Below are 13,094 nucleotides of genomic sequence, written 5' to 3' on the forward strand. Positions count from 1 at the left end.
GAGGCCTGAAGATTGGCCCTGTCAATTCCAGCAGGAATAGTTGTCGGCAAGCGAACTGCGGCAATACTGCACCGGATAGGATTCGAACCTGTAACTTCTGCCTTCGGAGGGCGCAGGTCCTCCGCCAAAGTGGCACGTTTCTGCGGTATTGCTATTGGCGAAATCGCGGCCGAAGGGTGTTTGTGCCCTTTCCGTTCACCGCTACCGGTTCAATCGAACCGGTAGCTCCTGTCCGAATAAATGGCAGCAACTCCTGTATCGTCGAGAATGACTACCATCGTTGTGATTATCAATTCAGAAGCGCTATCGCGCCAGCAAGCTGGACTGCGACGCCTATGCCCTGAAGCTGGCGCCAGATGCTATTGCGGGCTTCCTTGCTGAATATCATGCTGAGCATAAGCGACTGAACGCCATGAACCGCGAACGGCAAAGGGAAGTCGCAAGGCGGAGGCGTGGTATGTTCTTCTCCGGCCTATCGGACGGCAACGCCTATGAGGTGCTTGCGGAGCTTCGGCCTGCGCTTCGCAAATGGATTGTCCTTCAGGTGCGGCAGCTTCAGCGCCTTGCTCTGGAGAGCCTCCTGTCCTGGAGCGAAAGACGCGTAATCGGCGGGCATGTATGACACCGCCGGCCTGACGAGCGAAGCCGAGCGGCTGTTTCGGGCGCAGTCGTTTGGACTCAATCCAGACGACTCTCTTGCCATGATGATCGGCAAGCTCGATGCGCAGATATGCCAATGTGACGGTCTGGCTATCACTTCGATCTCATTCCAGTGATTGGAGCCGCGAGGGGTGCTCGGGACGGGCGCGAACGCGGTAGGGCAACACGCAGTCGCTCCATTGGTTTCGGCGATGTAAATTATGTAATTATGGATTGTAAATCCCGCAATTTCTCTTGAGTTTCTGAAAGTTGATTTGCGAGCGAACCAATACAAAGGTATTGCCGATACCATAGTGCAATAGAGTTCGATACCATAGTGCAATAGAGTTAATGTTGCCGACGGTCGATCCTTCTCTCACATCCGAATGATCGGATAGAGATAGGAGGACGTCATGTTAGCAGCATCACTATCGCCCACGCGGTGCAAACTACATGCCACCACGGCTCACGCCGGGGTCGGCGACTCAATCCGCCCCTTGTGCGTCAACGTTCCCGAGTCGGAACTGACCGAATTGCGCCGGTTTCGGCACAATGCTATGACCCTACTCATCACGACGCTTGCCGCAGTCGCGACAGGAGCCGTGCTCGCTACGAGCGCCTTCGCCCAGAGCGCGAGGGACGTCCGCGGCGCTTCACCGTTCGAAACAATCGAGAACGAACCCGCACCCAAACTGATTGTGGATCCACCACTTCCGGGCCCACTGGCCCAGGGCCTCTTTCAGGCCCAGTACCGGACGGAGAACGTGCACATCGTGCCGGTGTTTGGGGAGGGCGCCCTCAAGGCATCTCCACGCATCGGGCATCTGCATATAACCGTCGACGACCACGAATTCTTGTGGGCGGATTCGGGTAACACCAATACTGTCGACATTGCAGGGTTTTCGCCCGGCGATCACAAGGTGAAGATCGAGTTGGTCGACGCTAACCACAACGTCTTCGCCGGACAATCTGTGACGGTACCGTTCACTGTGCCTCCTGCAAAATAGGGAGACCGGCTTTCCGCTAATGCCCCGGAAACGGTGCCGTCGCGGGAGTGGTTGCATTTGGGAGTTGGCGTAGTCTCCGGGGTGTCAAACCTCGAATCATCCGGCGTTAGAGCGCCGGACAGGAGACTACGCCATGACAAGGACTCCCATGAATGCGGAGCCATTCATCCTGAGGAAGGCGACGAGCTATCTTCGACAGGCCAAGCCGAACGATACTGGCTGGGGCGCCGGGCCGCGGAGCACCATGTGCCGGGCAGGGGATCCGTTCATCGGCATGCTGGAACGATAGGAGAAAGGATTTCGATATGACTGAGAAACTTCTCTTCACTGGCAAGACCCACAATACTAGCGGTCGCGATGGCGGAGCCCGCAGCAGCGACGGCCAGCTGGACATCAAGCTGAAGCAGCCGCACCCGGCCGCCGAAAACCTGTTCGGTGCCGCCTGGTCGGCCTGCTACATGGGAGCGCTCGAGGTCGCAGCCTCCCAGAGAAACATCAAGCTTCCGGCGGGTACCGCGGTCGATGCAGAGATCGATTTGAACTCAGACGCCGGCTCCTACTTCCTGCGGGCGCGCCTCAACGTCAGCGTGCCGGGCGTCGACCCTCAGGTTGCGCGCGAGCTGCTCGGTGCGGCACACAGCATTTGTCCGTACTCCAAGGCGACGCACGGCAACATCAACGTTGCGACCAAGCTCCTCTGAACCCGGTCAAGTCTGCCCGGCGGAGACCGCGAAAGCCGGAGCTGTTCACCAATGAACTCAGAATAGCGTCCGGTCGCTGCATTGAGATCGAGTGATTGGACGGCGCCAAAGTGGCGCCGTCCAAGTTAATAACGGCGATCTAGGTAGTGAGCATCGTCATGATGCAACAATGTGACGTCTGGATGTCGCGTCGGCCCGGCCCCGCCGCCTTTGCGGGTGTCCAGCCGTCGCGGGGAGCTGTGAGGCGATCGACGATGAACGATATCATCGAAGTGCAATTCGATTTGACACCCCACCCAGGGGACCCCAGGTCGAGGCGCGTGATTTGGCGGGTTCCTACAAATGCACATCCCCATTCTTTCGTCCCCGGCCGTCATCCCAAGCAGGCGAATCCCGTGGCGGCTTGCAAACTGCAGGGTTGTGCGTTGCTTGTGGTTGCGCTTTCGGATGTCGACGCCGGATGCGTTGCCGGGCAGACCGTGCTGCAGACGGCGCGCGCTTCGGGGGTCAGGATTCCCGCGGCCTGCGAATTTGGCTGTGCGGAACCTGCAAGGTGAAAAGGTCTCCGGCACGTGGAGATGACCCACAATGGCGGCATCCTCGATCACGAGATCGATGACGGCTTTATCCTCGCCTGGCTGCTCGAAGCCGCTGTCGGCGCTCGAGATCGAAGCCTGATAGACAAGCCGCTCACACCCCGTAGCGCTCGGTGCGGATGAGGCCGGCTGGGACGTCGGCGTCGATCAGCGCTTGGGCGGCGGCCGAGACGAAGGCGTTCCAGCCGCAGACGATGGCGAGCTTCGGCGGCTCGGGCAGCCGCGACATGGATCATCTGGGCGTCGATCCGCCGCGAATAGTCATCGGGGCGCTGAGCCGGCTCGCGCGTCAGCGTCAGCACCAGGTCAAAGCCGTCGCGGCGGTCGTCGAGCTTGATCAGCTCGTCGCGAAAGATCACCTCGTCCCAGATCCGCGCCGAAAACACCAACGCGACCGGCACGGAGGATTTGCGCGCCGCGCGGTGGCGCACCATCGCCATCAGCGGCACCACGCCGGAACCGCCTCCGACCAGGATGATCGGCCCGCCATCGCTGTCGGACCAGACGAAGTGGCCGCCGAGCGGACCGCGCAGCTCTATTTCGTCGCCGACCGCTGCCACCTCGTGGAAGAAGGGCGAGACCTCGCCGTCTTCGAGCCGTTCGATCGCCAACTCGACCGTCCCGCCGCTCTCGGGTGCGGAGGCGATCGAATAGGAGCGGCGCGCCTGATAGCCGTCCGGCGTCGTCAGCCTGACATCGACATATTGCCCGGCCTGATGGGCAAAGGGTCGCGACAGCTTGAAGAAGAAACTGGTGACGCGCGGCGTGCGCTTTTCGATGCGAATGATCTTCGCCATCTGCCAGGGCGATTGCGTCGCCGCTGCCTCGCTCATGGATCGTCCGTGTAGCGCTGCTCGCGCCACGGGTCGCCATAGATGTGATAGCCGCGCAATTCCCAGAAGCCCGGCTCGTCGTGCTCGGTGAACTGCAGCCCGTTCAGCCATTTGGCCGACTTCCAGAAATAGAGATGCGGCACCAGCAGCCGCGCCGGTCCGCCATGGTCCGGCGTGATTGGTTTGCCTTCATAGAGCAGCGCCACCATCGCCTTGCCGGCGACAAGGTCCTTCGCCGGCACATTGGTGGCGTAGCCGTCGAACGAATGTGCCAGCGTGAAGGCGGTCGGCGGCGCGATGCCGGCATCGGCAAGGATATCGTCGATCAGCACGCCCTGCCATGACGTGTCGAACTTGGTCCATGCCGTCACGCAATGGATGTCACGCGTCATCCTGCTCAGCGGCAGCGCGTTGAACTCGGCCCAGGTCCATTTCTTGACCGGCCGCAGTCCGTGCTTGAGCGTGAACGACCAGTCCTCGGTGCGCACGCGCGGCGTCGGCCCGGCTGACAGCACGGGGAAGCCTTGCTCGAGATACTGTCCGGGCGGAATGCGCCCATCCGCATCCGTCGGAGGTTTTCGTCCTGAAAAGAAGCCGCGGGTTACCATCGACACGATCCGTTGCTGCGGGTCGAAATCGACCGCGGCCAGTGTTCTCGAAGATATCCCGCGGGCGACAGGAATCTTGGGCGAGGGGACTTGCCGCCATTGCCTTCTGCCTAGGGGGTCTTCGCATCATCGCTGTTGCGTCCGACAGCGGCGGAAATCTGCATGGCCTTGCCGTTGCGCCAGACATTGAGCGTTTCCGTGGCGCCCGGCGCGACGTCGGCGGCGGCACGCGACAGGTCCTTCGGATCCATTATAGCACGCAATTGGATCGGGGGGATCCGTTGCGAAATCAGAATCCACGCGGCGGTACAAAAAGGCAGATGGTGTGCCCGTCATTCGCGCCGGCCATCGAACACCAATGAAATACGCCATCGGGACTGTCCTTGATGCGGCTGTCTGCGTAAGTGATCAGTTCGCCCGTCCCCTTGATGACGTAGCCTTCAGGCCGCTCTCCGATCGCATTATCAGCGACTTCTCGGCAATCGTAGCCGGAGCAACAGGAGAAGGGATAGGACCACCCCCGAGGCTGCGCAGCGGTTGGCAACGCGTCATGCGCCATCGCATCGGATGTCATGAGGAACACCCATACGCCAACCAGTGCAGCGGTGACTAGTGCGGCGGCGACCACGGCCAGCAGCGTCATGCCTGCGAACACGCCGCTGGGTGCGGGCTTGGTGCGGTCGTCAATGACGCAGCTGATATGACAACGACAGAGCGGCCAGAGGTGACAGTCGACTACACAGTTTCTCGCCCCGGCCATGACCGCGCGGCGCGCGTAGGCTGGACCGGGGCCGCGCATGTAGTGGAGCTCGGGCCGGTAGCCAGGTGCTACGAATTCGCGAAAGGCTGACGCCGGCTGCGTGATGAGAGACCACAGTATCATGCTGCGAACTCCTGTCCACAAACTGCTTAGTCGGGTGCAACAGACAGATAAGATCAATTTTTGAGTTCAATCTATTGTACGATGGTGTTGACAATACTTTGGCATCAGTGTGCCAGACGAGTGCTCCGTATTGGATCGCCAGCTCCATGACCTGCAGTGACTTTTGTGCCCTTTGCCGAAGCCCGATGCCGCTTCAGAGCAAACGAGCGATAAATTCCACTGCCGGCCCTACCGAAGCGCCGGGATCCAACCTTCTCTACGGAGTAAACCGCCCTGGACAGGCAATACGCCCTCCTAGCTCACTGCTAATCTCAGGGTGGCGAGGCGCGCACAATGTCACATCGCCGTTCTGTTTCTGTGCAGCGCTCGCGTAGAAGGCTAATTCGCAGCAAGGAAATCCTGACTTCTGACCGAGCGGTTGCCGATCGTTGCCGCTGGCGACAATCGCCGGCTCGCTCAAATCAGCCCAATCGCCAGCTTCTTTCCTAGCGGCCTCCTGGCCAACGGCTGGTCAGTGCGCGAGGCCGAGCCTCGCGTCCATGTTCACAAGGTCGGGAAGAGATTTCGCTTCCATCTTGCGCATTACCCTGCCCCTGTGGGCCTTCACTGTGATCTCGCTGATGCCCAACTCAAATGCGACCTGCTTGTTCAGCAACCCGGAGACGACCAGCGCCATGACCTCCTGCTCGCGGCAACTCAGCGATTCGTGGCGATCTTGCAGAGCACGCACCTCCAAATCGAACTCGAGCGCGGTTCTGCTGCGCTCCAGCGCCTCCTCGACGGCGGCCAACAGCACTTCGGTGTGGAATGGTTTCATAAGGAACTCGACAGCGCCTGCTTTCATCGCCTTAACAGTCATAGCCACATCGCCAAATGCCGTGACGAAGACTATTGGCGTTATCCGCTCGACAGAGACTAGACTTTGCAAATCAAGCCCGCTGATATCCGGAAGATTGACGTCCAGGATCAAGCAGTTCGGAACACTAGGTCGCGGGAGAGAGAAGAATGCCAGAGCGCACTCGAAAACTTTCGGGCACCAGCCCGCAGAGTGGATGAGCGATTCCAGGGATTCGCGGACGGATCGGTCGTCGTCGACCACGAACACGACCGGTTTGTCTTGCGACATAGATGGCCTAGCGTCAGCAGTTTTCGCCAACTGCATGCCTTGCGAAAAGTTGTTGACAGCCTCCCCCTGGGGCGAGCGGGTCGCCGCCAGGCGCCGACGCAAATCTAAAAGGGTCCCTTCTGAAAGGTTGATGCGTAAGGGAGGAATCGCGTTGTTTCCCTGAGCCGCGTCTGACCCGGCGTCGGCGGTGCGTTTGGCTGCCTTGGGAGCAAGGGCGAGAGCGCTGGCGGCTGCCTTATTCGCGAGGAGGTTACGCCGCCTAGGTTCGGAAAGGGTATCCACTGCGAGGCTCCTTAGTTCGGCGTTCGGCAAGGTGGCGGGGGGATCAAAGGTTGACGAAGTTGCAGCCCCTGGCCGCAGAGCTGCCGCAACGCCGAGTTGCAGTTCCCTAGTGACTCATTAGCCCTCTTCAAGTGCTGGTATCCTAGGTTTGTGCGCCGGATTGGCTATCCAACGCTCGGAAGGGCATGCTCATATCAATGTATGAATTGGATAATACAGATCGCCGCTTTCTGTCGCGCCATGACGCAAACTCGCTGCGAGAGCATCAATGCAAACCTTGAGTGTTCTTGAGGCTTTACGCGGGCGAAACTTGGGGCCTCAGGCAACTCAAGAATAAATCCCGCGCGGGTGGCGCAGATCGTTGCTGGCGCCGTCACCCCGGGCGGGGAGCCCGGGGGCCGGGAGGCGGCGCTCCACCTAAAAGAATGAATCGACTCCGTCACCACTTTCGTTTGATGCACGCTCAGAGTTCTGGCATGCTTAGTAATGCCGCTCCCCTCGGACGAGAAATCTATTGTTCACGTGGTCGACGATGACGCGTCGATGCGAGGAGCGTTGCAAGACCTTTTCCTTTCGATAGGGCTCGAAACGCGGACTTATGCAACCGCACAGGATTTCCTCGACACACCCGTTCCGGATTCTCCGGGCTGTCTTATCATCGATATCCGCTTGCCTGACATGAACGGGCTCGATTTTCAGGCGCAGCTGTCACGGACGGGTGTTCGTCTGCCGGTCGTGATGATGACCGGATATGGCGACATTCCCATGTCAGTTCGCGCCATGAAGCGCGGTGCAGTGGACTTTCTCCCAAAGCCATTCAAGGATCAGGACATGCTCGATGCCGTGTTCGCTGCCATAGAGCGCGGGCGGCAGCAGCGCGCCGTCGATGGTGATGTTTCGAAAGTGCGGGAGCGATTTGAAACGCTGTCGGCACGGGAGAAGCAGGTAATGGTACTGGTCACAGACGGAAAGATGAACAAGCAGGTGGCCGGCGACCTCGGAATCAGCGAGATCACCGCCAAAATTCATCGTGGCGCGGCCATGCGGAAGATGGGCGCGAGGACCTTGGCGGACCTGGTCCGGATCGCGGACGTGATCAACCCCAGGCGCCGGCCGTAGGCGCGGAGTAACACTCCCGTATAGGTTGCTTATGGCGACATCACATGCCAGAAATGGCGATCCTGCTATTCGCCTTAGCTCAAATCCGTGGACAGGACGATGTGTCAAGAGAGTTCCTAATCGCGGTAGTCGATGATGACGAATCATTCCGCATGGCTCTCGTAGATAGCCTTAGTTCGCTCGGATATCGGGCATGCGGATTTGCATCCGCGGAGGACTTTATCGCCTGGGAAGCGGGCGCGTCCTATAGCTGCGTCATTGCTGACATTCACATGCCCGGCATGAGCGGACTTGATCTTGCCCGGCTGCTTACAGGGCGGCGGCGCGGTGTGCCTGTGGTTGTGGTCACCGCACGTTCAAACCTAGGCATCGTCGATCAGGCGGCAGCAAACGGCGCAACATGCCTGCTCCGAAAGCCGTTCAAAACGGAGGCGTTGATCGACTGTATCGAAAAGGCTCTCAAAGTCTGAGGAGTCCTGAGCGGCCGGCAAGCTCGCAAAAGGCCCGATCCCTACGGGCTGCTTGTCAACCTTCGATACCTCCCATTCTCAATAAGTCGACTATTGGCTATCCCTATTCGCCTCCGCCCAAAAGACGGCCGCGATGGCTCTAGCGCGTCCTCTTCGCGCCTTCTGTCGTCAACCACAGTCATAAGGCAGTACCAACGGGCAATTCGTCCCTCGCGGTCCCGAGCCGGATTCCCTCGAAACTGGAACCAGCGATACACGCCGTCCAAGCGTCGAAGCCGCGTCTCAAAGTCGATTGGCGACCAGTCTCGGGCGATCGCGTTAGCGCCTCGATGTGGCGATGGAGATCATCGGGATGGACCGTGCCATTCGTCGCCTAGCTATTACAGGAGACTACCACGCGCGGTCGCCCGGTCGCGTGGACGCCGAAATGTCAACTCGTCGCATGAGCTTAGAGCCGCGTTGTGGCGTGCGGCGGTCGCGCATGGCGAACACGAGAAGCGAACCGGCGACTGAGGGACGAGAACTGGCCCGACTGGTACGCCGAATACATGGTGGCGGAACAGTCCGCCAAGCCGCTGCCGTTATGAATAGTAGCTATGGTGTTCCTTGCAATTGGGGCGCAGTGTGCAATGGCAAACGAGTGCGTTTGGGCAACAAAGACTCTGCCCTCGTGCGCCCCGTGGACCGGGCGCGCGACCATGTGCGCGGCGGCAACGCCCCTAATGGGGTTATCCATGTCATTGTCTACGGCGATTGTCTGTGTCCGTCCCCCAACTCCCGGTCAGCGCCGCATGGCGCGCGCTTTCCTGCTGGCCCTGCTCGTCATCCTTCTCGGCACATTGCCGTTTGCGGCCATCAAGCTGCCGGAAATCAACGCGATTGTACCAACTCTTGCCGCCGCCCTGTTTGTCAGCGGCTGCGTCACCGCAGCTTTTCTGTTTGCTCAGTTCTCTATTTTGCGCCAGTGGGCACTTCTGGTGATTGCGAGCGGCTACCTGTTCAGTGCCCTGATCGTGGTTGCACATGCGCTGACTTTCCCGGGTGCGTTCACGCCCACCGGCGTCCTGGGCTCGGGACTGCAATCCGCCGTTTGGCTCTACTGGTTTTGGCATTCAGGGCTGCCCATTGCCATCATCGGCTATGCCCTGCTCAAAAACACGGATCGTGTGGCGGACGTTCGCTTCACGCGACATGCCATCAGCTTGAGCGTCGCGGGCGTTGTTGCCCTCGTCATTGGGTTGTTCTGGTTCGTTACGCAGCATAACGATCTGCTGCCACTAACCTATGTAGACGTTCATCCTGTCGGTCTGTTTCGTCGCATCATCGGTGGGATGGTGGTCCTGGCGCTGGGCGGCATTGCACTTTCGTTGCTATGGCTGCGCCGACGGTCCTTGCTCGACCTGTGGCTCGCCGTCGCTTTGTGCGCGCTCCTGCTTGAAGTAAGCTTGGGCTCCGTCTTGAGCGCTCGCTACAATCTTACGTGGTATGCCGGCCATTTTTATCAGCTTGTGACAGCCACCATCGTAATGGTGGTATTGGTTGCAGAGATGGCACGACTGTATGACGGCCTCGCTCGTTCGAACACCATGCTGGATCAAGAGCGCATGAGGTTGCAGCGCGCTATTGATGCGCAAAGCCGCGAGCGCGATGCCCGACTGATGACCGGCGACGCCGTTGCCGCCACGATTGCACACGAGGTCAAGCAGCCCCTTGCTGCTATGATAACGAGATCCGACACCGGTTTACGCTGGCTCGATCGCGCGGTTCCCGATCTAGATAAGGCGAGAACGGAGTTTACGAAGATCGCAGCTGACGGGCATCGCGCGGCCGCGGTGATCGAGAGCATCCGGGCGACCTTCCGGAAGGATGACCGCGTCAGAGCTTCGTTCGACGTTGACAAACTCATTGATGAAGCCATCGCTTTGCTTCAGGACGATCTGAAAAGTCACCGGATATTGGTCAAGGTTGAGCGAAACGCGCGGCCGCTGCGGGTGATGGGAGATCGAATTCAGGTGCAGCAGGTGCTCCTCAATCTGATCACGAATGCGATTGAGGCAATGACCACTGTGGATGGTCCACGCGATCTCGCCGTTAGTTCAAATCCTCACGACGATGGGGGTGTAGTGATTTCGGTGGCTGACACCGGCATGGGGATCGACCCGCAGGACCTGCAGAGGATATTTGATCCGCTCTTCACCACCAAATCTCGCGGGATGGGAATGGGCCTATCGATCTGTCGTTCAATCATCCAAGCGCACGACGGCATGCTCTGGGTATTGCCCAACGCACCACGGGGCTCAAAATTTCAATTCGTTGTGGGTGCCAGTATCGCATCCTCCATCGGCGGGGTGTGAGCCCCTTGGAAGTGGAGACCACACACCGTTTGGTTCCGCCCTCCAATGTAGTCCGAGGCGCACGATTGGCTCGGCTCGGGGTTCGAACAGCTTAACACCGTCGGCCCACCGGCCTGCAGTGGATCACTCCGGACCACTATGAAGAAGCCAAGGGCCTCGCCGATCGCGAGGTCCAGCTCGTCGCGGGCAGCACCGTTGAAAGCTTCACGCTCAATATGGGCAGGCCGCAATTCAAGGATCCCGCGGTGCGCGCGGCGCTCTACCACGCGATCGACAAGCAGGCGATCATCGACGCGCTCTATTACGGTCTGCCCACGCCGACCGAGACCTACATGCCGCAGCAGTCGTTCTACTACAATCCTGATCTGCCCAAGCACGAGTTCAGCCTGGAGAAGGCCAAAGCGGTGCTGGATGGCGCCGGCTGGGTCGCCGGAGGCGACGGCGTCCGGGCGAAGGACGGGGTCAAGCTCGCCTTCACCTGCTCGACCACGGCGGGCAACCACATCCGTGAGCAGGCGCAGCAGTTCATACAGCAGTCGTTCAAGGACATCGGCGTCGAGATGACCATCTCGAACCGGCCGTCATGTGGGGCGACTACTGGATGACGTCGCAGTTCGACAGCGTCATCGTCGGCATCGACTTCCTGACCGGCCCCGATCCCGACATCTGCGCAAGAAGGGCTGGACGATGCCCTGAACGCCGCGCGTTTCCCGAAGCGCGATCTGCTGATGAGCCGGATGATCGAACACTTGCTCCTGCAGCCAGCGCAAATAGCCGACGCCAGGTCGTGCGGGCAGAAAGCACCTCGGCCCACGGGCGAATTCCCTTGATCAGGCGTTCCGCAATCACGATCTTCGGCGTCGCGGCGGTGACGTCGCTCTCGGTGCCTCCAACCAACCTGCTAAGATTGCTTGCCTCGATGGCATCCGATTCGAGAAGCGGGAAATGGCCGACACGGGCATGGGCCAGCTGTTGAGCGATGTGCGAGCCCCCGCCGCCTAGTCCGCGATCGCCACGCGGACATTGTTCAGAAGCCCTTCGGCGTGCGGCCCAAGAAATCTTTGGCGTGAGAAGTCGCGGTCAGCCGTCATATGTGTAGAACTCCGTACTTCCGTCGCGGGCCGGGCGGTCTATGACCAGGTGAAGGCCAACCGTATTGAACTCGTCGATCTTTACCAATTCGTCCGGCGATAGCCAGACGCGGCCTGCGGCGGTCTTGGCGTTCAGGACAATCGCGCCATGTGGCATCTGCGCGTCCTACGCAAGCGCACTTCCGTCGCTGTTGAAGCGCACGGCCGCCAGATCTACTTTCAGCAAGGCCCGGCGCCCGAGGATCATATCGGCTGCCTTCTCAGCGATCATGATGGTTGGGCCGTTGAGATTGGAGCTGATGACAGTCGGCATGACCGAGGCGTCGACCACCCGCAGCCCATCGACGCCGCGGACGCGCAGCTGAGGATCGACAACCGACCCGTCGTCGACCCCCATGCGGCAGGTGCAGCTTGGATGGAATTCAGTCTCGAGACGCGTGCGCATCAACTCGTCGATCGCGATGTCGTTTTTGACGCCAGCGCCGGGAAACGCCTCGCTGGTGCCGAGAACCGCAAGCGCCTTGTCGCGGGTGATCTCGCGGGTGACGCGAAGCCCGTCGCGAAATTCGCGTAGGTCGCGCGCTGTCGCCAGGAAGTTGAACTGGATGATCGGCGCCGTCCTGGGGTCCGACGTGCGCAGCCGGACTGTGCCGCGGCTTTCCTGCCGAAGCTGTGACAGATGTAGCATGAACCCATGCGCCAGCGAGAAGCCCTTGCCGGTTTGCTCGATCTTCATCGGACCGAGATGATATTGCATGTTGGGATAGTCGACCGCCGGATCGCTGCGAATCACGCCGCCGACTTCCCATATGTTGGAGGAGACCGGGCCGGTTTTCGTCACCAGCCAGCGCGTACCGGCATAGGCCTTGCCGACTGGGTGTCCCAGCCAGGTCATCGAGACGGGCTTGCTGCAATTGAAGGCCAACCCGATGTTGAGATGGTCCTGCAGATTGTGTCCGACGCCGTCATTGCGAGCGACGATGCGGACGCCGGCTCGACAGAGCTCTTCGGGGTTGCCGATGCCTGACAGCATCAGGATTTGCGGGCTGTTTATGGCGCCGGCGCTGAGGATCACCTCCCGTGAGGCCCATGCGGAGACGAGAGCGCCGGACCGTTCGTAGACCACGCCGGTCGCACGACCGCCCGCGATGGCGATGCGGTGGACCTGCGCGCCGGTGATCACGGTCAGGTTCGGACGGTTTCTTGCGGGGTGCAGATAGGCGACGGCTGCACTGCAGCGTTGTCCGTCGGCCTTGGTCGAATCCATGCGGCCGAGACCTTCCGGCTGCGCCCCGTTCAGATCGTCGGATATGGTGTGGCCGACATTGGCGCCGGCTTGCAGAAACTGGTCGAACACAGGATGTCAATCGGCCCACAATAGGGAC

15 protein-coding genes and 4 pseudogenes are annotated in these 13,094 nt (G+C 60.2%); 10 read left to right on the plus strand and 9 right to left on the minus strand.

The window, feature by feature from the left end; translation table 11 throughout:
- Nucleotides 1-614: 614 nt before the first annotated feature.
- The 5 genes and pseudogenes from NMG80_RS13740 to NMG80_RS13760 form a co-directional block, all read left to right on the plus strand.
- On the plus strand, nt 615-776 hold the full coding sequence (locus NMG80_RS13740; protein ID WP_254018591.1) for a hypothetical protein: 162 nt from the start codon (nt 615-617) through the stop codon (nt 774-776).
- A 420-nt stretch (nt 777-1,196) separates the two neighbouring features.
- Nucleotides 1,197-1,646: a DUF6130 family protein gene (locus NMG80_RS13745; RefSeq protein ID WP_127205058.1), complete on the plus strand. Its 450-nt coding sequence runs from the start codon at nt 1,197-1,199 to the stop codon at nt 1,644-1,646.
- Nucleotides 1,647-1,779: 133 nt separating this feature from the next.
- Nucleotides 1,780-1,935: a hypothetical protein gene (locus NMG80_RS13750; protein WP_254018592.1), complete on the plus strand. Its 156-nt coding sequence runs from the start codon at nt 1,780-1,782 to the stop codon at nt 1,933-1,935.
- Nucleotides 1,936-1,951: 16 nt separating this feature from the next.
- Nucleotides 1,952-2,347 (plus strand): Ohr family peroxiredoxin, encoded by a 396-nt coding sequence (locus NMG80_RS13755; protein WP_127205040.1) that lies wholly within the window; start codon nt 1,952-1,954, stop codon nt 2,345-2,347.
- Between the two features lie 437 nt (nt 2,348-2,784).
- Nucleotides 2,785-3,025 (plus strand): annotated as a pseudogene (locus tag NMG80_RS13760) (2Fe-2S iron-sulfur cluster-binding protein); the annotation flags it as partial.
- Between the two features lie 199 nt (nt 3,026-3,224).
- On the opposite strand, the pseudogene NMG80_RS13765 reads toward NMG80_RS13760, so the two are convergent.
- The 5 genes and pseudogenes from NMG80_RS13765 to NMG80_RS13785 form a co-directional block, all read right to left on the minus strand.
- Nucleotides 3,225-3,887 (minus strand): annotated as a pseudogene (locus NMG80_RS13765) (FAD-binding oxidoreductase); the annotation flags it as partial.
- Nucleotides 3,773-4,384: a sulfite oxidase-like oxidoreductase gene (locus NMG80_RS13770; protein ID WP_254018593.1), complete on the minus strand. Its 612-nt coding sequence runs from the start codon at nt 4,382-4,384 to the stop codon at nt 3,773-3,775. The pseudogene NMG80_RS13765 and the gene NMG80_RS13770, both read right to left, overlap by 115 nt.
- Nucleotides 4,385-4,494: 110 nt before the next feature.
- A complete protein-coding gene (locus NMG80_RS13775) occupies nt 4,495-4,635 on the minus strand; it encodes a hypothetical protein (RefSeq protein WP_254018594.1) in 141 nt (46 codons plus the stop codon).
- Nucleotides 4,636-4,673: 38 nt separating this feature from the next.
- Entirely contained in the window at nt 4,674-5,027 is a 354-nt protein-coding gene (locus NMG80_RS13780) for a hypothetical protein (RefSeq protein WP_436798615.1), read from the minus strand.
- Between the two features lie 751 nt (nt 5,028-5,778).
- Nucleotides 5,779-6,675, minus strand: a complete 897-nt coding sequence (locus tag NMG80_RS13785) for a response regulator transcription factor (protein WP_367185951.1) — start codon at nt 6,673-6,675, stop codon at nt 5,779-5,781.
- A 486-nt stretch (nt 6,676-7,161) separates the two neighbouring features.
- Between NMG80_RS13785 and NMG80_RS13790 the strand changes: the two genes are divergently transcribed.
- Together NMG80_RS13790 and NMG80_RS13795 are read left to right on the plus strand one after the other, a co-directional pair.
- Nucleotides 7,162-7,794, plus strand: a complete 633-nt coding sequence (locus NMG80_RS13790) for a response regulator transcription factor (protein WP_254018595.1) — start codon at nt 7,162-7,164, stop codon at nt 7,792-7,794.
- A gap of 44 nt (nt 7,795-7,838) precedes the next feature.
- Nucleotides 7,839-8,264: a response regulator transcription factor gene (locus NMG80_RS13795; protein ID WP_254018596.1), complete on the plus strand. Its 426-nt coding sequence runs from the start codon at nt 7,839-7,841 to the stop codon at nt 8,262-8,264.
- 41 nt (nt 8,265-8,305) lie between these two features.
- Here NMG80_RS13795 and NMG80_RS37295 read toward each other — a convergent pair whose 3' ends face one another.
- On the minus strand, nt 8,306-8,578 hold the full coding sequence (locus NMG80_RS37295) for a PAS domain-containing protein (RefSeq protein WP_367185953.1): 273 nt from the start codon (nt 8,576-8,578) through the stop codon (nt 8,306-8,308).
- Nucleotides 8,579-8,654: 76 nt separating this feature from the next.
- Here NMG80_RS37295 and NMG80_RS13800 point away from each other — a divergent pair.
- From NMG80_RS13800 to NMG80_RS13810, 3 genes and pseudogenes are all read left to right on the plus strand, one after another.
- Nucleotides 8,655-8,851: pseudogene (locus NMG80_RS13800) on the plus strand (VOC family protein); the annotation flags it as partial.
- A 204-nt stretch (nt 8,852-9,055) separates the two neighbouring features.
- Nucleotides 9,056-10,618, plus strand: coding sequence for an MASE4 domain-containing protein (locus NMG80_RS13805; RefSeq protein WP_254018597.1), 1,563 nt, complete (start codon nt 9,056-9,058; stop codon nt 10,616-10,618).
- Between the two features lie 110 nt (nt 10,619-10,728).
- A pseudogene (locus NMG80_RS13810) lies at nt 10,729-11,282 on the plus strand (ABC transporter substrate-binding protein); the annotation flags it as partial.
- On the opposite strand, the gene NMG80_RS37300 reads toward NMG80_RS13810, so the two are convergent.
- From NMG80_RS37300 to NMG80_RS13820, 3 genes are read right to left on the minus strand one after another with little or no spacing between them, the layout of a single operon-like run.
- The gene (locus tag NMG80_RS37300; protein ID WP_367185954.1) at nt 11,213-11,677 is read right to left on the minus strand and encodes a ThiF family adenylyltransferase; all 465 of its coding nucleotides are present in this window, start codon (nt 11,675-11,677) and stop codon (nt 11,213-11,215) included. The pseudogene NMG80_RS13810 and the gene NMG80_RS37300 sit on opposite strands and share 70 nt — an antisense overlap.
- 21 nt (nt 11,678-11,698) lie before the next feature.
- The gene (locus NMG80_RS13815) at nt 11,699-11,866 is read right to left on the minus strand and encodes a hypothetical protein (RefSeq protein ID WP_254018598.1); all 168 of its coding nucleotides are present in this window, start codon (nt 11,864-11,866) and stop codon (nt 11,699-11,701) included.
- A 9-nt stretch (nt 11,867-11,875) separates the two neighbouring features.
- Nucleotides 11,876-13,066, minus strand: a complete 1,191-nt coding sequence (locus NMG80_RS13820) for a GMC oxidoreductase (protein WP_254018599.1) — start codon at nt 13,064-13,066, stop codon at nt 11,876-11,878.
- Between the last annotated feature and the right edge of the window lie 28 nt (nt 13,067-13,094).

This window comes from Mesorhizobium escarrei (genome assembly GCF_935825525.1).
In the GTDB taxonomy this organism is placed as follows: Bacteria; Pseudomonadota; Alphaproteobacteria; order Rhizobiales; family Rhizobiaceae; genus Mesorhizobium; species Mesorhizobium escarrei.